Origin of the sequence: Mycobacterium sp. 852002-50816_SCH5313054-b (genome assembly GCF_001667185.1) — a bacterium.
Lineage (GTDB): Bacteria > Actinomycetota > Actinomycetes > Mycobacteriales > Mycobacteriaceae > Mycobacterium.
The window spans coordinates 1-24,140 of the sequence record NZ_LZIC01000137.1; the positions used below are offsets into that span (position 1 = coordinate 1).

At 70.0% G+C, this 24,140-nt stretch carries 18 protein-coding genes and 1 pseudogene; 9 read left to right on the forward strand and 10 right to left on the reverse strand.

Translation table 11 applies throughout. The annotated features are described in order from the left end of the window. Positions 1-932 (forward strand): annotated as a pseudogene (locus A5787_RS24635) (PE PGRS family protein); the annotation flags it as partial. Positions 933-1,083: 151 nt separating this feature from the next. Here the strand turns inward: A5787_RS24635 and helR are convergent. Next, the gene (gene helR, locus A5787_RS24640) at positions 1,084-3,288 is read right to left on the reverse strand and encodes an RNA polymerase recycling motor ATPase HelR (protein ID WP_197507374.1); all 2,205 of its coding nucleotides are present in this window, start codon (positions 3,286-3,288) and stop codon (positions 1,084-1,086) included. A gap of 178 nt (positions 3,289-3,466) precedes the next feature. On the opposite strand from helR, the gene A5787_RS24645 reads away from it, so the two are divergent. Beyond that, a complete protein-coding gene (locus tag A5787_RS24645) occupies positions 3,467-4,489 on the forward strand; it encodes an Rv2578c family radical SAM protein (RefSeq protein WP_066971980.1) in 1,023 nt (340 codons plus the stop codon). A 1-nt stretch (position 4,490) separates the two neighbouring features. Here A5787_RS24645 and A5787_RS24650 read toward each other — a convergent pair whose 3' ends face one another. Beyond that, positions 4,491-6,062: a metallophosphoesterase family protein gene (locus A5787_RS24650; RefSeq protein WP_066971982.1), complete on the reverse strand. Its 1,572-nt coding sequence runs from the start codon at positions 6,060-6,062 to the stop codon at positions 4,491-4,493. A gap of 48 nt (positions 6,063-6,110) precedes the next feature. Here A5787_RS24650 and A5787_RS24655 point away from each other — a divergent pair, with 48 nt between their 5' ends. Continuing rightward, positions 6,111-6,542, forward strand: a complete 432-nt coding sequence (locus tag A5787_RS24655; RefSeq protein ID WP_066971984.1) for a hypothetical protein — start codon at positions 6,111-6,113, stop codon at positions 6,540-6,542. On the opposite strand, the gene A5787_RS24660 is transcribed toward A5787_RS24655, so the two are convergent. From A5787_RS24660 to A5787_RS24670, 3 genes are read right to left on the reverse strand one after another with little or no spacing between them, the layout of a single operon-like run. Beyond that, on the reverse strand, positions 6,539-7,414 hold the full coding sequence (locus A5787_RS24660) for a neutral zinc metallopeptidase (RefSeq protein WP_066971985.1): 876 nt from the start codon (positions 7,412-7,414) through the stop codon (positions 6,539-6,541). The two genes, A5787_RS24655 and A5787_RS24660, sit on opposite strands and share 4 nt — an antisense overlap. A 9-nt stretch (positions 7,415-7,423) precedes the next feature. After that, complete coding sequence (locus tag A5787_RS24665; protein WP_066971986.1) at positions 7,424-7,921, reverse strand: SRPBCC family protein; 498 nt, start codon at positions 7,919-7,921, stop codon at positions 7,424-7,426. A 9-nt stretch (positions 7,922-7,930) separates the two neighbouring features. Then, positions 7,931-8,818, reverse strand: a complete 888-nt coding sequence (locus A5787_RS24670) for an oxidoreductase (RefSeq protein ID WP_197507390.1) — start codon at positions 8,816-8,818, stop codon at positions 7,931-7,933. 56 nt (positions 8,819-8,874) lie between these two features. Between A5787_RS24670 and aspS the strand changes: the two genes are divergently transcribed. The 3 genes from aspS to A5787_RS24685 are packed head-to-tail and all read left to right on the forward strand — an operon-like array spanning position 8,875 to position 12,115. Then, positions 8,875-10,656: an aspartate--tRNA ligase gene (gene aspS, locus A5787_RS24675; protein ID WP_156764117.1), complete on the forward strand. Its 1,782-nt coding sequence runs from the start codon at positions 8,875-8,877 to the stop codon at positions 10,654-10,656. Beyond that, positions 10,653-11,087, forward strand: coding sequence for a nitroreductase family deazaflavin-dependent oxidoreductase (locus tag A5787_RS24680; protein WP_066971987.1), 435 nt, complete (start codon positions 10,653-10,655; stop codon positions 11,085-11,087). Before aspS ends, A5787_RS24680 begins: the two co-directional genes overlap by 4 nt. Positions 11,088-11,092: 5 nt before the next feature. Continuing rightward, a complete protein-coding gene (locus tag A5787_RS24685) occupies positions 11,093-12,115 on the forward strand; it encodes an aromatic acid exporter family protein (protein WP_082977433.1) in 1,023 nt (340 codons plus the stop codon). Here A5787_RS24685 and A5787_RS24690 read toward each other — a convergent pair. Continuing rightward, positions 12,107-12,496, reverse strand: coding sequence for an MmcQ/YjbR family DNA-binding protein (locus tag A5787_RS24690; protein WP_066971989.1), 390 nt, complete (start codon positions 12,494-12,496; stop codon positions 12,107-12,109). The two genes, A5787_RS24685 and A5787_RS24690, sit on opposite strands and share 9 nt — an antisense overlap. Before the next feature lie 20 nt (positions 12,497-12,516). On the opposite strand from A5787_RS24690, the gene A5787_RS24695 reads away from it, so the two are divergent. The 3 genes from A5787_RS24695 (at position 12,517) to A5787_RS24705 (ending at position 15,463) form a co-directional block, all read left to right on the forward strand. Beyond that, positions 12,517-13,488 (forward strand): transglutaminase family protein, encoded by a 972-nt coding sequence (locus A5787_RS24695; RefSeq protein WP_082977434.1) that lies wholly within the window; start codon positions 12,517-12,519, stop codon positions 13,486-13,488. After that, positions 13,481-14,536: a putative zinc-binding metallopeptidase gene (locus A5787_RS24700; protein WP_066971991.1), complete on the forward strand. Its 1,056-nt coding sequence runs from the start codon at positions 13,481-13,483 to the stop codon at positions 14,534-14,536. The genes A5787_RS24695 and A5787_RS24700 overlap by 8 nt, the downstream gene beginning before the upstream one ends. A gap of 123 nt (positions 14,537-14,659) precedes the next feature. Then, the gene (locus tag A5787_RS24705) at positions 14,660-15,463 is read left to right on the forward strand and encodes a transglutaminase family protein (RefSeq protein WP_066971992.1); all 804 of its coding nucleotides are present in this window, start codon (positions 14,660-14,662) and stop codon (positions 15,461-15,463) included. Positions 15,464-15,468: 5 nt separating this feature from the next. Here A5787_RS24705 and A5787_RS24710 read toward each other — a convergent pair whose 3' ends face one another. From A5787_RS24710 to A5787_RS24725, 4 genes are all read right to left on the reverse strand, one after another. Beyond that, on the reverse strand, positions 15,469-17,103 hold the full coding sequence (locus A5787_RS24710) for a fatty acyl-AMP ligase (protein ID WP_066971993.1): 1,635 nt from the start codon (positions 17,101-17,103) through the stop codon (positions 15,469-15,471). Positions 17,104-17,230: 127 nt separating this feature from the next. Next, the gene (locus tag A5787_RS24715) at positions 17,231-19,867 is read right to left on the reverse strand and encodes a circularly permuted type 2 ATP-grasp protein (RefSeq protein ID WP_066971997.1); all 2,637 of its coding nucleotides are present in this window, start codon (positions 19,865-19,867) and stop codon (positions 17,231-17,233) included. Next, on the reverse strand, positions 19,867-23,178 hold the full coding sequence (locus tag A5787_RS24720; RefSeq protein WP_066971999.1) for a DUF2126 domain-containing protein: 3,312 nt from the start codon (positions 23,176-23,178) through the stop codon (positions 19,867-19,869). Before A5787_RS24720 ends, A5787_RS24715 begins: the two co-directional genes overlap by 1 nt. A gap of 60 nt (positions 23,179-23,238) precedes the next feature. Further along, positions 23,239-24,093, reverse strand: a complete 855-nt coding sequence (locus A5787_RS24725) for a hypothetical protein (protein ID WP_197507376.1) — start codon at positions 24,091-24,093, stop codon at positions 23,239-23,241. Between the last annotated feature and the right edge of the window lie 47 nt (positions 24,094-24,140).

Sequence of the window (24,140 nt, forward strand, 5' to 3'; positions counted from 1 at the left end):
GTACCGGCACCTTCGGGGGGCCCGGCGGGGTTGGTGGGGCCGGCGGGGCCCCCGGCACCATCACCACCATCTCCAGCTCAGACTTCAACTTTCCGACCGCGGTGGCGGTCAACCCGGGCGGCGACGTCTACGTCACCAACCAGGTCGGTGGCACGGTGTCGGTGATCGACCCCGTCACCAATACCGTCACCGGATCACCCATCACCGTCGGCAGCCAACCGACCGGGGTGGCGGTTAAGCCGGGCGGCGACGTTTACGTCGCCAACCAGGTCGGTGGCACGGTGTCGGTAATCGACCCCGTCACCAATACCGTCACCGGATCACCCATCACCGTCGGCAGCCATCCGTCCGGGGTCGCGGTTAACCCGGGGGGCGACGTCTACGTCACCAACTTTAACGGCGGCACGGTGTCGGTGATCGACCCCGCCACCAATACCGTCACCGGATCACCCATCGCCGTCGGCAGCTTTCCGCGCGGGGTGGCGGTCAACCCGGGCGGCGACATCTACGTCGCCAATCAGGGCGGCGGCACGGTGTCGGTGATCGACCCCGCCACCAACACCGTGATCGGATCACCCATCACCGTCGGCGGCAGTCCGTTAGCGGTGGCGGTTAACCCGGGCGGCGACGTCTACGTCACCAACCTCAACGGCGGCACGGTGTCGGTGATCGACCCCGCCACCAACACCGTGATCGGATCACCCATCACCGTCGGCACCAATCCGCTAGGGATAGCGGTCAACCCCGGCGGCGACATCTACGTGACCAATGCAGTCAGCGGCACGGTGTCGGTGATCGACCCCACCACCAACACCGTCATCGGCACCATCGGTGTCGGCACCAATCCGGTCGGGGTGGCGGTCAACCCCATCACCGGCGACATTTACGTCGTCAACACCGGCGGCAACACGGTGTCGGTGATCAGTGGGTAGTTGGTGATGACCCGAAGTGAGCTTCCGCGGAAAACGTGACCGGGCTGCCAGCAACGCGGCCCGATGACGGCCGATGCCGGTGAGCCCGCGGGCCCGCGGCGTGGTCGAAAGTGGCGCCGGGATCGAACGACCCAAGGATCCGTGACTCCGGTCAGTGGCGTGCCGACGGACGATTCCCAGGCGTTCCGGATTCGGCGAGGCCGGCCAGGGCCCGCGGGAGCGGGTCCCGGTGCAGGACGCCGAGGCGCTGGGTCGCGCGGGTAAGGGCCACGTAGAGCTCGGCCGCCCCGCGTGGGCCGTTGCCGAGAATCCGTTGCGGCTCGACCACGAGGACGGCGTCGAACTCCAGGCCCTTAGTCTCCGACGCGAGCACCGCGCCCGGCACACCCGGCGGCCCGATCACCACGCTGGTGCCTTCGCGGCCGGCCTCAGCTCGAACGAATTCCTCGATAGCAGAGGGCAATTCGTCGTCCGAAACCCGCCTGGACCATGGCTGGACCCCGCACGCGCGGACCGACTCCGGCGGCTGGACCTCGGGCGCGAATTCGGCGAGCAGCGTCGCGGCGACGGTCATGATCTCCGCCGGGGTGCGATAGTTCAGCGACAGCGACCGGTAGACCCAACGGCCGGGCACGTACGGCTCCAGCATCGCGGCCCACGACGTCGCTCCGGCCACCGACCGGCGTTGGGCGAGATCGCCGACGACCGTGAAGGATCGTCCGGGGCAGCGCCGCATCAACACCCGCCAGTCCATTTCGGACAGTTCTTGGGCCTCGTCGACCACGACGTGGCGGTAGGTCCAGTCGCGGTCCGCGGCGGCGCGTTCGGCGAGTTCTCGGGCGTCGCGCTCGAGGAACCGATCCGCCAAGTCCTCGGCGTACAGCATGTCCTGGGCGAGCAGGTGGTCCTCGTCGTCCATCAGGTCCTCGCGGGCGATCATCATGTCCAGCACGCCGGCGGCGTACTCGGCCTCGGCCGCGCGTTTCCGCTCGGCGGTCCGCTCGGCGGGTTTGTCGCGGCCCAGCAGGTCGACCATTTCGTCCAGCAGCGGCACGTCCGACACCGTCCAGGCCTCGCCGTCGGCGCGCCACAGCGCCGGGTCGGCTCCCGCCGCGCGCAGCCGTTCCCGGGACGAGTACAGCTGTGCCAGCAGCGTTTCCGGCGTCAGCACCGGCCACAGTTCGTCGAACGCGGCCTTGAACTGGTCGTTGTCCGCAAGCTCCGCGATCAGGTCCGCCCGCACCCGCTCCCAAGCGTCGCGGTCCTCGCGGGTCAGCCAGCCGCGGCCAATGCGGGCTATCGCCCGCTCCGTGAGCACCCATGTGACGATCTCGCGGAACACCGCCCGCGCCTCGTTGTGTGGCAACCCACTGCCTCGCGCCTCCTCCCTGGCCCATTGCGCGGTCTCGGCATCGATCCGCAGCGCGACGTCCGCCAGTTCGATCGGCAGGGGACTCTCGGGCAGCCGCTGCCGGTCGGCGACCGCCGCCGCCAGCACGTCCAGGATCTCCAGCGAGCCCTTGAGGCGCGCGCGTTCCGGGGTGTCCTCGGCGGTGACGTGGAGTCCGGGCACGAGGTCGCCGGGCGTCATGAACACGACGCTGGACTCTCCCAGCGACGGCAGCACACGGTCGACGTGATTCAGGAACGCCCTGTTGGGCCCCACCACGAGCACGCCATGGCGTTCGATCCGCTCGCGGTGGGTGTAGAGCAGGTACGCGACGCGATGCAGTGCCACGACCGTCTTCCCGGTGCCAGGGCCGCCCTCGATCACCAGCACACCGGGGTGATCGAGCCGGATGATCTCGTCCTGTTCGGCCTGGATGGTCGCCACGATGTCGCGCATTCGCTCACCGCGCGGCGCGTTGACCGCCGCCAGCAGGGCCCAATCTTCTGAGTCGCCCGGCTCTACGGCTCCGGGACGGCCGAACAGTTCGTCGGTGAAATCGACCACCTGCCGCCCCCGGGTGTGGAACTGGCGGCGACGGCGCATGTTCTCGGGACTTGCCGAAGTGGCCACGTAGAACGCGCGCGCTGCCGGTGCCCGCCAGTCGAGCAACATTGGCTCGTACTCGTTCCCCGGGTCGAACAGGCCGATGCGGCCGACGTAGAAACGCTCGCCCGAAATCGCGTCCAGGCGCCCGAAACACAGCCCGTGGTCCGCCACGTCCAGCCGCTTGACCTCTTTGGCCATCGCGCGAACCTCGGCATCCCGATCGGCGAGCGGCCGGCCGTCTCCCCGCAGCGCCGCGCGGTATCTGTCCTTCGCCCGCATGCGTTCGGCGTCGAGACGGGCGTACAGCCCGGTCACATAGTTCCGCTCGGACCGCACTTCGTCTTCGTACCCTCGCGTCAACCCACGCCTTCCGCCAGTTCCGGTCTAGGGCAGCAATTTTGCGTCATTACCCGGGCCTTGCCGCAAGCCCGGGGGTGCGCTATAGATTGGAAACGGAAGGAGCGCCAAGCGCTCCTTTTCTTTGGTCCGTGACGCGTAGGCTTGACTTTCGTGTCGAACGATTGTTCGAATATACCCTATGCGCTGGGCGAACCAGGCCGTCGCCGTCAACGGGCACCCCGTCGACGACGGGGCGTTGCCGGGGCTGCAGCGGATCGGCCTCGTGCGAAGCGTGCGCGCACCGCAGTTCGAGGGCATCACGTTTCACGAGGTGCTGTGCAAGTCGGCGCTGAACAAGGTGCCCAACGCGGCGGCCCTGCCGTTCCGGTACACCGTCAACGGCTACCGCGGCTGCTCGCACGCGTGCCGCTACTGTTTCGCCCGTCCCACCCACGAATACCTCGACTTCGACAGCGGCACCGACTTCGACACCCAGGTGGTGGTCAAGACCAACGTCGCCGAGGTGCTGCGCCGCGAGCTGCGCCGGCCGTCCTGGCGGCGCGAGACCGTCGCGCTGGGCACCAACACCGATCCCTACCAGCGCGCCGAGGGCCGCTACGCGCTGATGCCGGGCATCATCGGCGCGCTCGCCGGATCCGGCACGCCGCTGTCGATCCTCACCAAGGGGACGTTGCTGCGCCGCGACCTCCCACTGATCACCGATGCGGCCCAGCAGGTTCCGGTGTCGGTCGCGGTGTCGCTGGCGGTCGGCGACCCGGAATTGCACCGCGACGTCGAACCGGGCACGCCCACACCGCAGGCGCGGCTGGGCCTCATCACCGCGATCCGCGATGCCGGTCTGGACTGCCACGTGATGGTCGCCCCGGTGCTGCCGCACCTCACCGATTCCGCCGAGCACCTCGATCGGCTGCTGGGTCAGATCGCCGCGGCCGGCGCCACGGGTGTGACGGTTTTCGGCCTGCACCTGCGCAGTTCGACCCGGGGCTGGTTCATGGCGTGGCTGGCCCGCTCGCACCCCGAGCTGGTCGCGCGGTATCGCGAGCTGTACCGCCGCGGCGCCTACCTGCCGCCGGCCTACCGCGACGCGCTGCGCGAACGGGCCGCGCCGCTGATCGCCAAGCATCGCCTGGCCGGCGATCACCGCCCTTTCCCGCGCGCGGCTGAGCCCGCCCCGCAACCGCTGCAGGCGACGCTGTTTTGAGCTAGGCGGGCCGGTCGCCGCGCGGCTTGGTCAGCGTGAACTGGTCCACCGCGGTGACCTGGCCGGACGGACCGCTCACCGCGTAATGCGTGGCCTTGATCGTGGTGTTTCCGCCGGGTTGGCCCGGGTCGACGTCGAAAGATGCGAAGCCGTAAGGGTTGTCGCGGTCGCGGAACGCCGACCAGGGCGCGTCCTCCAGCACGTAGATCGGCGCCTTGCGGCCGAGCCCGGGGTCGAACGCGCCGACGCCGGTCAGCACGCGGCACCGCGGCTCGGGAAACAAGAACCCGTTGGTCGGCGCCGACGTGCCGCCGCCGCCGATGACCAGATGCACGGTGCCCCGGGTCGAATCGATGAGGTCGTTGCGGGTGTCGACGGGTATCGGCGTGCGGGTGTCGGTGCCCAGCGTTCCGCGCAGCGGATGTGACCGCTCGTAGTGGTGCTCGTGGCCGCACACCACCAGGTCGACCTGGTACTGGTCGAACAACGGCAGCCATTCCTCGCGGATGCCCAGGTCTGCGCCGTTGGCCTGGTCGGCGGTGGAGATCGCCGTCTGGTGCATGCAGACGACGATCCAGTCGACGTCCGGGTCGCGTCGTGCGGCGGCGAGTTCGCCGGCAAGCCAACGCCTTTGCTCTCCGCCCGAATAGCCGTGCACGTAGAAATTGCCGCCGTCCTGGAAGGCTATGTCGTCGTTGTTGAGGCTGATCACCCGCACCGAACCGGCGGTGAACGAGTACCACATCCCGCGGGTCTCCGCGCTCGACGCGGAGTCCGGCAACGCGAAGTAGGCCTGATAGGCCCCGTAACCGATTGGCCCGTTGCCCAATTCGTTCTCGTGGTTGCCGGCGGCCGGCATCCACGGCCGGTACCGCGCCGAGCGCGTGTTGTTCTCGAACCAGTTCGACCAGGTGCGGATGCGGTCCTTCGCGAGGTTGGCGTAGCACAGGTCGCCGTTGACCAGGTTGAACAGCGGACCGAGGCGCTCGATCGCCATCGTGGTGTCCGCCGCCGCTGGCGATCCGATGTTGTCGGTGGCGTACCTGCCGTCGGGCAGCCTGGCCAGCGTGGGGGTCGACTGGTCACCGAAGCTGGTGAAGCGCAGCGGCTTTCGCCCGGACGGCGCGGTCCGCACCGTCCCGCTTTCCGGCTCGGCGCCGTCGTGCACCGCGGCGTACACGTAGTCGGAACCGGGCATGAGGCCCGTCAGGCGGGCGTGGTTGACGCGAACCTCGACGCCTGACTTGGCGTCCCGGTAGGTGCGGGTTTCGGCCTCGACGGTGCGCCCGAACCCGGAGTCCGGGGTGCCCAGCACGACGCGCGGATTGCGGACGGCCTCGGTGGTGTGCCAGGAGACCACCACCTCGGTGGCGGCGTCCTTGCCGAACTGCAGATGCAGACCGGCCACCGGCGGTGCGCCGTTGCGGTCCGGCCGGTACCACAACGCGGGCGCCCGGGGATGCGACCACAGCAGCGTCGCCCCGCCGCCGATGCCCGCCCCGAGGGCGGCCGAGGCCGCGGTCGTGGTCAGCAGCCGGCGGCGGCTGATCCAGCCGGTGGGCCCGTCGCTCATAGCTGCTTCATACCTGAGGCAGGTAACGAATCCGGTAGCGTTTTCGATATGACGAACGTGCGAACAGTGATCAGCGCGGTCGCGTCTGCAACGTTTGCAGTGGCTGCCGCAGTGGCCGTCAACCCCGCGACTGCACACGCGGATGGCCACCAGGTGACCTACACCGTGACGAGCCCCAACAATCTGACCGCCACGGTCAACTACGTGAGTTCCGATCCGCCAAGCCAGGCCGCCTACAACGCGGACCCGTCGAAATTCATGACCAGTGTGCAGGCGCCGCTGAGCGGGGGAGCGCCGGTCACCTACACAGCCACGTTGGCGAACCCGGCCCAGTGGGCGAGCATCACCGCCAGCGGCATGCTGCACTGGCCGGATTCGGGCAATGGTCCGGCGTCGTTCCACTGCGAGATCGCCGTGGACGGCCAAGTGGTCTCGCACCAGGACGCGACCACCACCGTCACCTGCGCGGCCAAGGGCTAACCCAGGTTGGTCGCGGCGAAGGTGTCGCATTTGTTCGGGTCACCGGTCTGGTACCCGATGGTGAACCACCTCTGCCGTTCCGCCGACGAGCCGTGTGTCCACGACTCGGGGTTGACGCGTCCCGTCGACTCCTTCTGAATCCGGTCGTCGCCTACCGACGCCGCGGCCGAGAGGGCGTCGGCGATGTCCTGGTCGCTCAGCGGTTGCAGGTAGGGCACGCCGGTGCTCTCCTGCTTCACCGTCGATGCGTAGTGCGCCCAGATGCCGGCGTAGCAGTCGGCCTGTAGCTCCGTTCGCACGCCGTTGCCGCCGGCGCCCTGCGCCCCCTGCTGGGAGCGGCCCAGGATGCCCTGCAGGTCCTGCACGTGGTGACCGTACTCGTGCGCGACCACGTACTCTTGCGCGAAAGGCCCACCGCTGGAACCGAATCGGTCGACCAGCTCCTTGAAGAAGTCGGTGTCGAAGTACGCGGTCTGGTCCACCGGGCAGTAGAACGGGCCCACCGCGGTGGTGGCGGGCCCACACCCGGTGTCGACCGAACCGGTGAACAGGCGCACGTGCGGGCGGGTGTAGTTCGGCATCAGCTGATGCCACACCGCATCCACGGAATTGCCGGTGGCGATCACGCGGCACTGCACGTACTTGTTGGCGTCGGCCCCGGTCTTGCACTGGCTCAGGTCGAAACCGGGCGCCGAATAGCCGCCGGTGTTCATCTGCTGATTCGTCACGCGGCCCGGATCGATGCCGAAGAACAACGCACCGATGAGGATCAGCAGTCCGATTCCGCCGCCGCCGAAGGCCATCCCCATGCCGCCGCCACCGGACGACGACGCGGTGCTGGTGTCGATCTGCATGCCCTCGTTGAAGGTCATCGCACGCTCCTAGGGTTGCCGGGTCGCAAGGGCGTCCGTGTAGCTGCGCAGGTTGCGCAAAAACCGGCGCAGGCCCAGGTTCAGCAGCGGCCGGGCCACGAACATCGCCAACCACGCCGGGCCGGCCGGCTTCTGCGCCATGATCCAGGTCAGTCGGCAGCCTCCCGGGATCACCTCGACACGGTAATCCTCGGCGAACGCGGCGACGGCCCGCGTGGAGCACTCGTTGAACCGGAATGCCATGCGGCTGAACGGCTCCCACGCGAGGAACTCTTCGTTGCCTACCATGCCGCCGCGCATGTCGACGGTGCGGGTGGTGCCGACGCCGCGCGGCTCGGGACTGGTCCAGGTGACCTTGGTGATCACCGACGCCCAGCGCGGCCAGGACTCGGCGTCGGCCAGCACCTCGAAGAGCTGCTCGGGCGTGATGGCCAGGTCGACGCTGTTGGAGAAGCGAAACGGCGCGGTGTCGACGAAGCTCAGGTCGACGCGCTCGCAACAGAACATGGCTTGAATCTAGCCCGGGCCGTCACCGGCCGCCGCCAGAAGCGGCACCAGCACGTCGCTGATCGGCGTCGCCAGGCCGTGGGCGCGGGCCTTGCGGATGATCACGCCGTTGCGGATGTCCCACTCCATCCGCCGGCGGTTCTCCGCGTCGGCCAAAATCGAGGTGCCCATGTCCTCGGGAGCCTGCCGGAAAAGGCCGCCCAACTCGTCGACAATGTCGTCCGGCAGCCGGGCGCCCTCGGCCCGCGCGACGGCCAGGCATTCCGCCACATAGCGCCGCGACAGCGCGGCGACGTCGTCGCGGCGGAACATGCCGGACCGTCGCCGCGACAGCGCCATGAACCCGGCCAGCGCATTGGTCAGCAGCTTGCGCCAGGCGGCGGTGAGGAAGTCGGGGTCGCAGTCCACCTGGCAGCCGGCGCCGCGCAGCAGCTCGGCGACGCTGTGGGCCGGGGGTCCCGACGGCAGCACCAGCCGGGCCTCGGTGCGCAACCGCACCCAGCCCTCGGGCTGCGTCTCGGCGCCGTACCAGACAATCCCGGGGACCACCGGCGACGACGGGCAGTGCGGCTGCACCTGCTCGACCTGCTCGACCCCGTTCTGCAGCACCACGACGATGGTGTGCTCGGCGCACAGGCGGGCCAGCCAGCCGGCCGCGTCGTCGTTCTGGGTGGCCTTGACCGCCAGCACCAGGATGTCGACGGGGCCACTCACCTCAGCGGGATCGGTGTGCACCGGGCCGGGGACGACGATCGGATCGGCACCGTCGGGCCGCAATTCGATGCTGTCGCGGGGCGTGTGACCGCACACCAGCACCGGATGCCCGGCCTTGTGCAGCAGCGCGGCGACCGTCGTGCCGACGGCGCCGGGACCGACGAGTGCGATGTTGGTGACGATAAGACCGAAATTACCTCCCTCTAGACTGGGCACTCGTTCCAACCACGGCAAAGGGAGTGTTTGTGCTGCGCAGCCACGCCGCCGGTTCGCTGAGAAGCAGCGACGCCGGCCAGCAGGTGACGTTGGCCGGTTGGGTGGCCCGCCGCCGCGACCACGGCGGGGTCACCTTCATCGACCTGCGCGACGCCTCCGGGGTCGCTCAGGTGGTGTTCCGCGCGGCCGACGTGCTCGCCCAGGCCCACCGGTTGCGCGCCGAGTTCTGCGTGGCGGTCACCGGCGTCGTCGAGGTCCGCCCGGAGGGCAACGCAAACCCGGACATCGCGACCGGCGACATCGAGGTCAACGTCACCTCGCTGAGGGTGCTGGGGGAGAGCGCGCCGCTGCCGTTCCAGCTGGACGAGCCCGCCGGCGAGGAGCTGCGGCTGAAGTACCGCTACCTCGACCTGCGCCGCGACGGCCCGGCCGCGGCAATCCGATTGCGCTCCAAGGTGAATGCCGCCGCCCGCGCGGTGCTGGCGCGGCACGACTTCGTCGAGATCGAGACGCCGACGATCACCCGCTCCACCCCGGAGGGGGCCCGCGACTTCCTAGTGCCGTCCCGCCTGCACCCGGGCTCGTTCTACGCCCTGCCGCAGAGTCCGCAGCTGTTCAAGCAGTTGCTGATGGTGGCCGGGATGGAGCGCTACTACCAGATCGCCCGCTGCTACCGCGACGAGGATTTCCGCGCCGACCGGCAGCCCGAGTTCACCCAGCTCGACATGGAGATGAGCTTCGTCGACGCCGAGGACATCATCGCGGTCTCCGAGGAGATCCTGACCGCGCTGTGGGAGCTGATCGGTTACCGGATTCCGACGCCGATCCCGCGGATCAGCTACGCCGACGCCATGCGCCGGTTCGGCTCCGACAAGCCCGACATGCGGTTCGCGCTCGAGCTCGTCGAGTGCACGGAGTTCTTCTCCGACACCACCTTTCGCGTCTTCCAGGCGCCGTACGTCGGCGCGGTCGTCATGCCCGGCGGGGCCTCGCAGCCGCGGCGCACCCTGGATGGCTGGCAGGAGTGGGCCAAGCAGCGCGGGCACCGGGGGCTGGCCTACGTGCTGGTCGGCGAAGACGGCGAGCTGGCCGGGCCGGTGGCCAAGAACCTGTCCGACGCCGAGCGCGCGGGGCTGGCCGGCCACGTCGGCGCCAGGCCGGGCGACTGCATCTTCTTTTCGGCGGGCCCGGCCAAGTCGTCGCGGGCGCTGCTGGGCGCGGCGCGCGGCGAGATCGCCAAGCGGCTCGACCTGATCGACCCGGACGCATGGGCGTTCGTGTGGGTGGTCGACCCGCCGCTGTTCGAGCCGGCCGAGGACGCGACCGCGGCCGGCGACGTGGCGGTGGGCACCGGGGCGTGGACGGCCGTGCACCACGCGTTCACCTCGCCGAAGCCCGAATTCGAGGACGCCGTCGACAAGGATCCCGGCAGCGTGCTGGCCGACGCCTACGACATCGTCTGCAACGGCAACGAGATCGGGGGCGGTTCGGTCCGTATCCACCGCCGCGACATCCAGGAGCGGGTGTTCGCGGTGATGGGCCTGGACAAGGCCGAGGCGGAGGAGAAGTTCGGATTCCTGTTGGAGGCCTTCATGTTTGGCGCGCCGCCGCACGGCGGCATCGCGTTCGGCTGGGACCGGATCAATGCGCTGCTGTCCGGCGTCGACTCCATCCGCGAGGTGATCGCCTTCCCGAAGACCGGCGGCGGTGTCGACCCGCTCACCGACGCCCCGGCTCCCATCACCGCGCAGCAGCGCAAGGAGTCCGGAATAGATGCCAAGCCCGAGCAGGTTGAGCGGGCATGACCGAAGAAATGCCTGACACCGGCACCATCAACGCGTTCAACACGAGCATCATCGACGAATTCCGGGCCAACCAGGGCAAGGTCGGTGGCCAGTTCGAGGGCGCCAACCTGCTGCTGCTCACCACCACGGGCGCCAAGTCCGGCGAGCCGCGGATCAATCCGCTGGCCTACTTCCGCATCGACGGCAAGCTGATCATCATCGGCTCGTTCGCCGGCGCCCCCGTCAACCCGGCCTGGGTGCACAACCTGCGGGCCAACCCCGCGGCCCACGTGGAGGTCGGTACGGACGCGTTCGACGTGACCGCCCACGAGCTGCCGCGCGCCGAGCGCGACGCGCTGTTCGAGAAGGTCGCCGCCGCGGCGCCCGGGTTCGCCGAGTACCAGTCCAAGACCAGCCGGGTCATTCCGCTGTTCGAGTTGCAGCCGGCCTGACGTTCGTGAACGCCGCGCGCGCGGGCATCAAACGGCTGCGCGCCGTGTGGTTCACGCTCGTGCAGACGTCGGTGGCCGCGGGCCTGTCCTGGTACCTCGCGCACGACCTGCTCGGCCACCCGCAGCCGTTCTTCGCGCCCATCGCCGCCGCGGTGTCGCTGTCGGTCAGCAACGTGCTGCGCGCGCAACGCGCCATCCAGATGATGGTCGGCGTGACCCTGGGCATCGGGGTGGGCACCCTGGTACAGGCGCTGCTCGGGCCCGGCGCCCTGGCCATCGCCGCCGCCGCGCTGATCGCGCTGTTCCTCGCGGTGTTCATCGGTCACGGCTACATCGGCCAGGGCATGATGTTCGCCAATCAGACCGCCATTTCGGCGATCCTGGTGCTGGCCCTGTACCGCAGCAACGTCGGTCTCGAACGCATCTACGACGCGCTGCTCGGCGGCGCCGTGGCCATCGTCTTCGCCGTCCTGCTGTTTCCCGCCGACCCGCTCCGGGTGCTGCGCAGCGCGCGCGTCGGCGTGCTGGGCGTGCTGCAGGGCGTCCTGACGCGTGCCGCGGACTTCGCCGCCGGTCGCCGGGAGGTTCCGCCCGACTGGCCGCTGTCGGCCGTCGACCGGGTGCACCAGCAGCTCGGCGGGCTCATCGAGGCGCGCACGACGGCCCGCCACGTGGTGCGGATCGCGCCGCGCCGCTGGGGCCTGCGCGATGCGGTGCGGGCCGCCGACCGCCAGGGCGTGCACGTGGCGCTGCTGGCCGGCTCGGTGCTGGAGCTGGCCCGGGCCGTCGCTCCCGGCGTGGACGGCTGCCGCGCCCGGCCGGTGCACGGCGTGTTGGTGGTGCTCGCGGCCGCGACGGCGCTCGCCGATTCCGACCCCGCCGGGGCGTGCGCGTACACCGCGTCCGCGCGCCATCACGCTTCGGAGTTGCATGCGGGCGCCCGCGAGAGAAACCAGGTGGTGCTCGCCGACGTCGTCCAGGCCTGCGTCGACGACCTGCAGCGGGTCATCGACCTGCGTTCACAGTGAATCGGCCAGGTACTCCTGGACGAGTTTCCTCGGCGCCTGCGTCAGCCAGGCCTCGGTGATCACCTCGACGAGGTCGCGGACCCCGATCTCGCCCAGCCTGATCAGCACCGCCGGATAGCCGTCGAAATGCGGGGTGGTGAAGTAGACCCCGGGCTCGTCGGCGATCAGCGCGAACTTGACGCCCTCGTCGGAGACCCGGACGCCGAGGATGTCGCCCTCGGGCGGCTCGACGCCGCTATCGGCCAGCGTGTCGCGGTCCGAGGGGCGCAGCGGCCGCTCCCACGCCAGCAACTTCTTGCCGACCCGCCACTCGTGCGGTGACGGCTCGGAGGTAAGTGCCAGCTCACCAACGATGCGGGCGACGTCGTTCCACGTGGCCACGCTTTCGATTGTGCTCCCGGATGGCGCGCTTGGCTCGCGATCGGCAAACGGGGTGTGGTGGGATCAGCCTTGTGTCAGAAGCCGAGGCCCGCCGGCATCGGGTCACCCATCGCACCGAGTACCGCTATTCCGCCGTCGTGACCAGCTCTTATGGTCGCGGCTTCCTCACGCCGCGGGACTCGCAGCGCCAGCGCTGCGTCGCGCATGTGCTGACCATCGACCCGGCCCCCGCCGACAGCTCGACCAGCGTCGACAGCTACGGAAACGTCAGCTCGTACTTCCACGTCACCGAGCCGCACCGGTCTTTGACGATCACCAGTGACTCGATCGTCGACGTGTATCCGCCGCCCCCGGAGCGGTACAGCAGCGGGCCGGCGGTGCAACCGTGGGAGGCCGCCCGGCCGGCCGGACGCAGGGGAGCGCTGGCGACCGAGTTCGCTCTCGACCTGAACCCGCCGGAGATCACCGACGGGGTGCGCGAGTACGCGGCGCCCAGTTTCGTGCCCGAGCGCCCCCTGGTCGAGGTGCTGCGCGACCTCACGTCGCGGATTTTCGCCGACTTCACCTACCGCTCGGGGTCGACAACGATTTCCACCGGGGTCAACGAGGTTCTGACGGCCCGGGAAGGGGTATGTCAGGACTTTGCGAGGCTGGCGATCGCCTGCCTGCGAGCCAACGGTCTGGCGGCCAGCTACGTGTCCGGTTATCTGGCCACCGACCCGCCCCCTGGAAAGGATCGGATGATCGGTATCGACGCCACCCACGCATGGGCGGCGGTGTGGACCCCCCAGGAGCCGGGCCAGTTCGAATGGCTGGGCCTCGATCCGACGAACGACCAGCTGGTCGACGAGCGGTACATCGTGGTGGGCCGCGGGCGCGACTACGCCGACGTCCCGCCGCTGCGCGGCATCATCTACACCAACTCCGAGCGCAGCGTGATCGACGTCGCCGTGGACGTGGTGCCGTTCGAAGGCGACGTGCTGCATGCGTGACTTCCACTGCCCCAACTGCGGCCAGCGCCTGACGTTCGAGAACTCCGCGTGCCTGTCGTGCGGCAGCGCGCTGGGGTTCTCGCTCGAGCAGATGGCCCTGCTGGTGATCACCGCCGGCGACGAGGCGGACCGCACCGGTTTCGTCAGCGCCGACGAATTCGAGCTGTGCGCCAATCGCCATCTGGCCGAATGCAATTGGCTGGTGCCCAGCAACCTTCCCGGCGGGCTGTGCACGTCGTGCGCGCTCACCCTGGAGCGACCCAACGACGCCGACACCGACGGCCTGGCCGCGTTCGCCCGCGCCGAGGCGGCCAAGCGGCGGCTGATCGCCGAGCTGCACGAAATGAAGTTGCCGATCATCGACCGCGACCACGACCCGGACTACGGGCTGGGCTTTCGGCTGCTGTCCAGCGCGCACGAAAAGGTGCTCACCGGCCACGAGAACGGCGTCATCACAATCGATCTGGCCGAGGGCGACGACGTGCACCGCGAACAGCTGCGGGTCGAGATGGAGGAGCCCTACCGGACGCTGCTCGGGCACTTTCGCCACGAGGTCGGGCATTACTACTTCTACCGGCTGATCACCCCGTCGAGCGAATACGTGGCGCGGTTCACCGAGCTGTTCGGCGATCCCGACGCCGACTATCAAGAGGCGCTGGACCGGCACTACAACGAGGGCGCACCCGACGGTTGGCAGGAAAGCTTCGTCTCGTCGTACGCGACCATGCACGCCGCGGAGGACTGGGCCGAGACGTTCGCCCACTACCTGCACATCCGCGACGCCCTGGACACCTCGGCGTGGTGCGCATTCGCGCCGGCGTCGGCGACCTTCGACCGTACCCCGTTGGGCCCCAGCGCCTTTCCCACCATCATCGAGATGTGGTTGCCGGTGTCCTGGTCGCTGAACATGGTGAACCGCTCGATGGGACGCGACGACCTGTACCCGTTCGTGCTGCCGGTGGCCGTGCTGGACAAGATGCAGTTCATCCACGACGTGATCGACGAGGTGACGTCGGAGTCGAATGGGCCCGCCGCCGTCAGTGCGTGATGCGACTCTCCTACGCGTCGCGTTGGGATGCCACCGCAGATATTCTTGCCGGCATGAAACCGCCTGATTTGTTTTCGCACCGCTACGCGATCGAGCCCGACCATCGGGCGGCAGGAGGGACAGATGAGACGAGAGGTCGCCGCTGAACTCGAGGTCGAGATCACGGCGCCGACGACCTTGGAGTTCCAGATCGCCGTCGCACCGCATCCCAATACCGAGGTATCCGAGGCGTTGTCCTTCGTCCTGGACGGAAAGTCTCTGCAGCCACTGGAGATCAGCGGTGTGCACGGCAACCGCATCCACCAGCTTGCCGTTCCGGTGGGTCGCCTCAAGGTCGACTACGCCGCAACGATCATGGGGCAGACCGCCCCCGCGCCGGTGACCGACTACGACCTGTCGGCGTACCTTCGTCCGAGCCGCTACGCCGAGTCCGACAAGTTCTTCGGGCTCGCCGCAACCGAATTCGGGAGCTACGCCGATTCGACAACTCTGTTGGAGAAGGTTTCCCTCTGGGTGAGCAGCCGTCTGAGCTATGTGCCGGGGTCGAGCAAACCGATCGATGGAGCGGTGGATACATTGCTCTCCGGCGCCGGGGTATGTCGAGACTTCACGCATCTGGTGGTGGCGCTGTTACGGGCCGTCAAGGTACCCGCCCGTGTCGTGTCGGTGTACGCGCCCGGCTTGTACCCGATGGACTTTCATGCGGTGGTCGAGGCCTTCGTCGAGGGGCACTGGCGAGTGGTCGACGGGACGCTCTTGGCCCCGAGGCAAAGTCTCGTCCGGATCGCCACCGGACGCGATGCCGCCGACATCGCCTTCCTCGACAACCACAAGGGAGCGGTCACACTGGACAAGCTGGTGGTGACGGCCGTCGTGGACGGTGATCTGCCCAGGGACTCGATCGACCAGCTGGTATCGATTGGGTGAGCCCGTCAGCTGACGAGGCTCAGCGCGTGGGCGCGTCGCAGCTTGCCCGACGGCGTTTTCGGGATCATCCCGGGCTGAAGCACCACCACGTTGCGGGGCCGGACGTCGACCTCGGCGAACACCTCGTGCGCCACCTGACGCTCGATGCGGCGCACCTGCGCCGGGTCTTCGTAGTCCTTGGATTCCACCGCCACCGCGAACGTCTCCCGGGAGTGCCCCGCGTCCAGTCGCACCGCGACCGAACAGCCCGGCCGCACCCCCGCCACACGGCAGGCGGCGCGCTCGATGTCGGTCGGGTAGATGTTGCGGCCCGCCATGATGATCACGTCCTTGAGCCGCCCGCACACCACGACATTGCCTGCCTCGGTGAGATAGCCCAGGTCGCCGGTGTCATACCAGCCGCGCTCGTCCTGCGCCGCGATGAACCCGGCCGCGGTGGTGTAGCCGTTGGTCACCGGTTCACCGCGCACCTCGATCACGCCGACGCCGCGCGGCGGCAGCAGGCACCCTTCCTCGTCGATGACGCGCAGCTCCAGGCCGGCCAGCGGCCGGCCCAGCGAGACCAGGCGCCGGGTGGGCCCCCTGCTCGCCGGCACGGCGCGGCGTAAGACGGCCAGCAGCTCGGCGTCCACCTCGTCGACGACCATGCCGCCGCCTGCCGCGGAGAACGACACCGCCACCGTCGCCTCGGCCATCCCGTAGGCCGGGATCATCGCCTCGGGTTTCAGCCCGAACGGCGCCCCGGCGTCGCAGAGGTCCTCGACGTCGAGCGGGTCCACCTGTTCGGCGCCCGAGAGCGCCCACCGCAGCGAGGACAGGTCGAAATCCCCGGGCGTGGCCTGTCGGCGCAACCGCTTGGCGAACAGGTTGTAGGCGAAGTTCGGCGCCGCCGTCATCGTTCCCTTGTATTTGTCAATCAGCCTGGCCCACAACAACGTATCGTGTAGGAAGTCCATCGGCGTGACCTTCACCAGCTCGGCGCCGACGTACATCGGCACCGTCAGGTAGCCCGTCATCCCCATGTCATGGAAGCACGGCAGCCAGCTCACGATCACGTCGGTATCGAGGTCGAAGTTGCAGCCGGCCATCATGGCTTCGGCGTTGGCGACGATGTTGGCGTGGGTGATCTGAACGGCCTTGGGCGACCCGGTCGACCCCGACGTCAGCTGCATCAGCGCCACGTCGTCGTCGCGGGTGGCCACGGGCCCGACCGGGGCGTTCGCCAGCAGCGTCTCGACGGTCAGCAGCGTCACACCAAGCCCCGACAGCACCGGCGCGGCGGCCAGGAACGGCTCGGAGATGACGACGGCCTTCGCCCCCAACATGGTGATGACGCCGGTGGTCTCCTCCGCCCAACGCACCAGGTCGGTGCGCGGGGTGGGCTGATGCAGCATGGTCAGGCTGGCCCCGCGCATCCAGATGCCCTGCGCTGTCGGCGCGATCTCGACCGGTGCGCCGGCCAGCACCGCGACGGCGTCACCGTGCCCGATGCCCGCCGCGGCCAGCCCACCCGCCACCCGGCGAGCCCGCTCGTGTACCTCGGCCCAGGTATGCCGGGCGGGCGCGTGCGGCTCCCCGGTGACCATCCCCTTGGGGCTCCACCGGGCGTTGTCATACATCGTCTCGGTAAATCGGCTCACGGCAATCCCCTTGGTAAACCCGTGCACGTCAGGCGGCCCGACAGTACCGACCCGATGCGCTGCGAGCAGCGGAGCACGCCGAATGTGGTTCAGATCGTGACAATCCGCGACGTGAAGCGTCGGGGGGCTAGGCCGGCATGACGCGGCGCTCGTCGGGCCCCCACAGCGGCTGGATGCCGCCCGGCAACCGCAGTTGCGTTTCGCCGATGACCTCGGCCAGGTCGCGCAGCTCGGAGTGGATGGCGTCGAGCAGTTCGGCCAGCTTCGCGCGGCGCCCGCCGGTGACCGTCTCCAGCTCCTCGGGGTGCGACCGGCGCAACAGGGTCCCGATCTCCTCCACCACCCGCTCGGGGCGCGACGACCCCGACGAGCTGGGCAGGTCCTTGAGGTCGGCCCGCAGCCGCTCCACCTGATACAGCAGCGACCGCGGGTTGGTGGCGTCGTACAGCATCAGCTCGGCCACCGCGGCCACGCTGACCTTGCCCACGGTGCGGCGCCGGTAGCTGACCGACGACTCGCACGCCACCAGCGTCGCCTCGATGATCGTCTGCTCGGCGGGCGCGCTGCGGACGTCGGTCAGCGTGGCGCGCAACAGCCCGGTCAGCCACAGGCCGCGCTCGATGCGTTTGCCGATGTCGGTCATCGTCCAGCCCACGTCGCGCACCATCGACTCGCCGGCCACCCCCGACAGCGTCAGCATCCCGGCCAGCGTCTGCGCCTGGGCCGACGCGAGCAGGGCGTCGGCCTCGGCCAGCGAGTCCGGCGGGTCCGGCCGCAGCGCCATCGCGCGCTCCACCCCCGCCAACACCATCCACGTGTCGTTGGACAGCTGGTCGCGCACCGCCCGGGCGGCCAGCGCCAGGCCCTCCACCGATCCCGCCAGCGACCCGGACCGGTGGGGATCCACGGTCAGCGACCACAGCGTCGAGGGGGCGACGGCGATCATCTCGGCCCCGTCGCCGCCAAACCCGGTGTCGTTGCCCGTGATCCGGCCCAGCGCGGCCATCAGCACCGGCACGCACTCGCTCTCCTCGATGTCCTGGTGGTGCCGGTAGACGTGGAAGCGGTCGCGGGCGACGATCAGCAACCGGGCCATCTGCTCGGCGCGCTCGCCGTAGCGCCCCATCCAGAACAGGTCGGACAGCACACGCGGCGAGCTGACCCCCCAGGTGCCCGCGGCCGTCTTCGCCGGTTGCGGCGCCGACGGGAGGGTGACCGTCTCGGCCCGCGCGCGCTCCGTCGGGCGCACCCAGACATCCTTCGCCGCAACGGTGTTCAGTGTGTAGGCGGCCGGCCCGGGGGCCAGCACGTAGCCGGCGCCGCCGATCATCGGCGCGTAGCCGCCGCGCTGGGCGACGGTGAACAACCGCATGCCGACGCCGGCCGACGACAGCACGCCGGCATGGTCGCTGGGCGCCGACGAGAACTGCGGCAGCTCCTGGCCGACCCACTGCCACGGCATGTCCTCGACGCGCGCGGCCAGCCCGGCCAGTTGCGCCGACGAAAGCGTCGGCCCGACAAAGGTATTCCCGCCGACGGTGGACTTGATCAACAGCGACGACAGGTTGGCCAGCAGGTGCGAGCGCTCGCTGGCCACTCCGCCCCAGTAGACCGGCGCGGAGTGCAGCAGCGGCTCCTCGCCGAGCAGCCGCTCGGCCAGCTCGGGCAGAAACCGCAGCAGCCCAGGGCTTTCCAGGATGCCGCTGCCCAGCGTGTTGACGACGGTCACCGTCCCGCGGTGCTGCGCCTCCACCAGGCCGACCACCCCGAGCCGCGAATCGGCGCGCAGATCGAGCGGGTCGGTGTACTCGGTGTCGACCCGGCGCAGGACCACGTCGACGCGCTTGAGCGTGCCCAGCGAGCGCATCCACAGCTTGCCGTCGCGCACCACCAGGTCCGCGCTTTCCACCAGCGGGAAGCCCAGCAGCGTGGCCAGGTACGCCTGGTCGAAGGCGGTCTCCGAATAGATGCCGGGGCTGAGCACCACGACGACGGGGTCCTGCGCGACGTCGGGCGCGGCATCGATGAGCGCCAGCCGCAACGCCTGCGCGAACGGCGTCGTGGGTCGGGGCGCGATCCTTTCGTAGAGGTCCGGAATCGAGTGCGCCACCACGCGCCGGTCGGCCAGCGCGTACCCGGCGCCCGACGGCGCCTGCGTCCAGTCGGCGTTGACCTGGAAGCTGCCGTCCGGCTGCCGGCTGACGTCGCAGGCGTGCATGAATAGCTGGTGGTGCCCGGGAACCTCGATGCCGTTGGCGGGCCGCACGTAACCGGGATGGGCGAACACCAGCTGCGGCGGCAGCACGCCCTCGGTGAGCAGCGTGCGTGGCCCGTACAGGTCGGCCAGGATCGCGTCGAGCAGGCGCGAGCGCTGCACCAGCCCGGCCTCCAGGACCTCCCAGTCGGCGGCGGAGACCACGATCGGCAGGGCGTCCAGCCGCCAGGGCCGGGGCTCCAGGCCGTGGCCGCCGTCGCGGCCCGCGTCGATCTCGGTGTAGGTGATGCCGTCGTTGTCGATCAGGCCGTCCACCACCGAGCGCAGCCGGTTGAGCCCGGCCCGGCCGCGGTCGGCGACGGCGTCGGCGACCTCCGACCACGCCGGGCGCACGTTGCCCTCGCCGTCGACGAACTCGTCGTAGCCGATCCCGGGGCCGTGCCGCAGGTCGAACAGCGCCTCCTGGGCCCGCGCGGTCCGGTACCCGGCCAGCAGCCGGTCGGCGTCGTAGTGGCCGCCGGTGTCCAGTGCCGAGTTGGGAAGCGCCATCACTGCTGCACGGTACGGACGCGCCGCAGGTCGAGAATGCCCGGCGCGCCGATATCGGTGAAGATCCTGGCCTGGCGCTCCCTGATGGCGGCCAGGTCGAGCTTGCCCGGGGTGAAGCCGGTCGCCTCGAAGCGGCGGGCGCGGCGCGACTCGGCCTCGACGGCGTTGACCGGCGGCTCGTCGTAGGCGCGGCCGCCGGGGTGGGCGACGTGGTAGGTGCAGCCGCCGCGCGACGTCCCGGTGGTCAGGTCGACCAGCTCGAACTGCAGCGGGACGTCGGTGCTGATAGTCGGGTGCAGCGCGCTGGGCGGCTGCCAGGCCTTGAACCGCACGCCACCGACGTGGATGTCGGGGTTGTCGGTGGCCAGCAGCGGCACCGGGTAGCCGTTGGCCGTCACGACGTAGCGGTGGCGGTCGGCGCCGATGATGCGGATCTGAATGCGTTCGACCGACGAGTCGACGTAGCGCGCGGTGCCGGTGGCGGTGGACTCCTCCCCGAGGGTGTTCCACGGTTCGATCGCCCCGCGCAGCTCGATCTCCACGCCGTCGAAGACCGCGGTCCCGATGCGCGGGAAGCGGAATTCGGTGAACGGGTCCAGCCAGCTGGTCTCGAACGGAATGCCGTGCGCGCGCAGGTCGGCAGCGACGTCGGCGATGTCGTGAATCAAGAAGTGCGGCAACAGGTATCGCCCGTGCAGGTTGGCGCCGTGCCGGATCAGCGGGGCGCGCAGCGGAACGTCGGCGAACCACGCCACCAGCGAGCGCACCAGCAGCGACTGCACCATCGCCATGCGCAGGTGCGGCGGCATCTCGAAGCCGCGCAGCTCCAGCAGGCCGAGCCTGCCGCGGGGGCCGTCGGGGCTGTACAGCTTGTCGATGCAGAACTCGGCGCGATGGGTGTTGCCGGTGATGTCGGTGAGCAGGTGCCGCAGGGCGCGGTCGGTCACCCACGGCTTGGCGGCCCCGCCGGCGCACAGCCGCGCGATCTCGGCGAACGCGATCTCGAGCTCGTAGAGCGCGTCCGCGCGCCCCTCGTCGACCCGCGGGGCCTGGGACGTGGTGCCCACGAATCGCCCGGCGAACAGGTAGGACAGCGACGGGTGCCGCTGCCAGTAGGTCAGCAGCGAGACCAGCAGGTCGGGGCGGCGCAGCAGCGGCGAGTCCGCGGGCGTCACGCCCCCGAGCGTGATGTGGTTGCCTCCGCCGGTGCCGCCGTGGGTGCCGTCGACGTCGAACGACTCGGTGGACAGCCGGGCCAGGCGGGCTTGTTCGTACAGGCTCTCCAGCAGCTGCGTCTGCTCGGCGAAGCTGGCGGTGGGCGGCACGTTGACCTCGATGACGCCCGGGTCGGGGGTGATCGTCACCGACCTCAGCCGCGGGTCCGGCGGGGGGCCGTAGCCCTCGATCACCACCGGGCAGTCCGCCTTGGCCGCGGCGGCCTCGACCCGGGCGACGAGGTCCACGAAGTGTTCCAGGGCCTCGGTGGGCGGCAGGAAGATGTACAGCAGCCCGCGGCGGACCTCGGCGACCATCGCGGTCGGCGGCGCCGAGCCGGGCTCGGTGACCTCCGCGCCGGCCGGCTCCGGCGGCGGCGCGTCGGGGGGAGACAGGGTATCGGCGTCGAATCTCGGCCGGGGCGGCCGCCAGCTGATCGAGTCCAGCGGCAGCCGCAGGCCCGCCGGGGAATCGCCTTCCAGCAATACGATCCGGCCGCGGCGCAGCCGCCAGTTCGCGCTGGCCCAGCCCAGGTCGTCGTCGCGGCGGTGCAGCGGCAACACGAAAGCGGCCGGGGCCGTGGTGGATTCGTCGAGGCGCGCCAGCAGCTCGGCGCGCCCCTCGGCAGTGTCCGTGCCGAGGTCGTCGCCCGATTTCACCGGGTCGCCGTGGGGCTGGCGCACCTTGGCGGCCAGCCGGGCAAGCGGATCCTCGTAGGCCGGCCGGACCTGGGAAGCCGGCAGCGCGAAGCCGTCGGCCACCCCGGCGAGCACGTCGTAGGCGGTGTCACCCTGGTGCAGGCCCGGCGACCCATCCCAGGGATCGGCCAGCAGCGCGGCGTCGGTCCACAGCGGCCGCCCGTCGGTGCGCCAGTAGAGCGCAATCTCCCAGCGCGGCAACGGTTCTCCGGGATACCACCGGCCCTGGCCGCGTTGGATCAGCCCCTGCGGGGCCCACGCTTGCCTGAGCCGGGCGGCCAGATCGGAGGCCCGCTGGCGCTTGTGCGGGCCGTCGGCGGCGGTCGTCCATTCCTCGTCGACCTGGTTGTCCACCGACACGAACGTCGGCTCGCCGCCGACGGTCAGCCGGACGTCGGCCGCGGCCAGCCGCTCGTCGACGCGCCGCCCGACGTCGCAGATCACCCGCCAGGCCTCGTCGCGGTAGGGCAAGGTGACGCGCGGGTCCTCGTGCACGCGGGTGACCGTGTTGGAAAACTCCAGCGTCGATTCGCAGGGTTCGGTGCCGCCGCTGATGGGCGCCGCGCTGGCCGGGTGCGGCGTGGCCGCCAGCGGGATGTGACCCTCGCCGGCGAACAGCCCCGACGTCGGGTCCAGCCCGATCCAGCCCGCGCCGGGGATGTACACCTCGGTCCACGCGTGCAGGTCGGTGAAGTCGGCGGCGGGTCCGGACGGCCCGTCGAGCGCCTCGACGTCGGACGCCAACTGCACCAGGTAGCCGGAGACGAACCGGGCGGCCAGCCCCAGCTGGCGCAGGATCGACACCAGCAGCCACGCCGAGTCCCGGCAGGAGCCGACCCCGTTGCGCAACGTGAAATCCGGTGTCTGCACGCCGGGTTCCATCCGTAGGCTGTAGGCGACGTCGGCGTTGACGGCGCGGTTGAGCGCGACCAGGAAGTCGATGGTGCGGGTGCCGTCGCGCACGGTGAAGTTCTGCAGCCACGCCCGCACCAGCTCGCCGGGACCGCAGCCCTCGCCCTCCTCGTCGACGGGCCGCAGGTAGGGCTTGAGGTCGTCGGCCAGCGCCTTGGGATAGGTCCACCCGCCGCCGGGCCAGGTCTCGGCCCAGTCCTCGATGAAGAAGTCGAAGGGGTTGATCACCTTGAGGTCGGCGATGAGCCCGACCGTGATGGTCAGCCTGCTCATCGGATTCGGAAACACCAGCCGCGCAAGGAAGTTGCCCACCGCGTCCTGCTGCCAGTTGACGAAGTGGTCGCTCGGCTCGACCCGCAGCGAGTAGGCCTCGATGGCCGTGCGGGAGTGGGGCGCCGGGCGCAGCCGCACCACGTGCGGGTACACCCGGACCAGGCGGTCAAAGGTGTAGCTGGTGCGGTGCTCCAGCGCGACTTTGATGGTCACCCGCTGATCTCATCACAAGCGCCACAAGGCTGCAGCGCAGCGAGATTCGGCGGGCCGCGCCTACCCGAACTGCGGGCCCGGCGGCGGGCCGGGTGGCGGGCCGGCCTGGTAGCCGCCGCCCGGCTGCTCCAGCGGGACGACCTGGCCGCCGGAAAGCTTGCGGTAGCTGTAGGTCAGGACCAGCGCGGCGACGGGCCCGCCGACGAGCAGCCCCACGCCGCACAGCACCGCACCGACGACGACCGCGGCGACCTGCACCAACCACGCCAGCAGGGCGTTGGCGAAGTTCGACGAGACGGTCGAGAAGCTCGACTTCAACGCGTCGATGGCGCCCTGCGACCGATCGATGACGAACGGGATGGTGAACTGCGCGAAGAGGCCCACGATGAGGCCGGGCAGGACGAAGCAGGCCGAGGCGATCGAGGTCAGGATCCCGACGATGATCCCGGCGAGGATCACCATGCCGAGGTTGCGCGGCTTGAAGAACGAGCCGATGCTGACCGGCCGTCCGTCGGCGAGGTCGAGACATCCGCTCAGGTAAGCGGCCTGGGCGAAGATGCCGATCGCGTAGACGAGGATGTAGCCGACGATCATGACGGCCAGCCCGGCGGCGCTGATGTTCGCCGTGGTGGTGGCGTAGCCGTCGGAGTTGGTCGTGGTGGTGGTCGAGCCCATGCTGCCGCCGATGGGGATCAGGGCGTAGGCGGCGCCGAACACCAGCCCGTAGATCAGCGCGGACACCACCAGCGCCATGGCGTTCTGCGTGAACTTGCCCCACGCCCAGCTGAACGCGTCGCCGACGCTGAACTGCGGGCCCTGCGGTCCGGGCGGGGCGCCGTAGCCGGGCGGTGGCGGGTAGCCGGGCGGGCCCTGACTTGGGACGTTCTGGCCTGGGTATTCGGGAGGCTGGCTCATGACCGTCCTAGCTGTTGGATTCAACTTGTGGGCACGCGCGTCCAAAC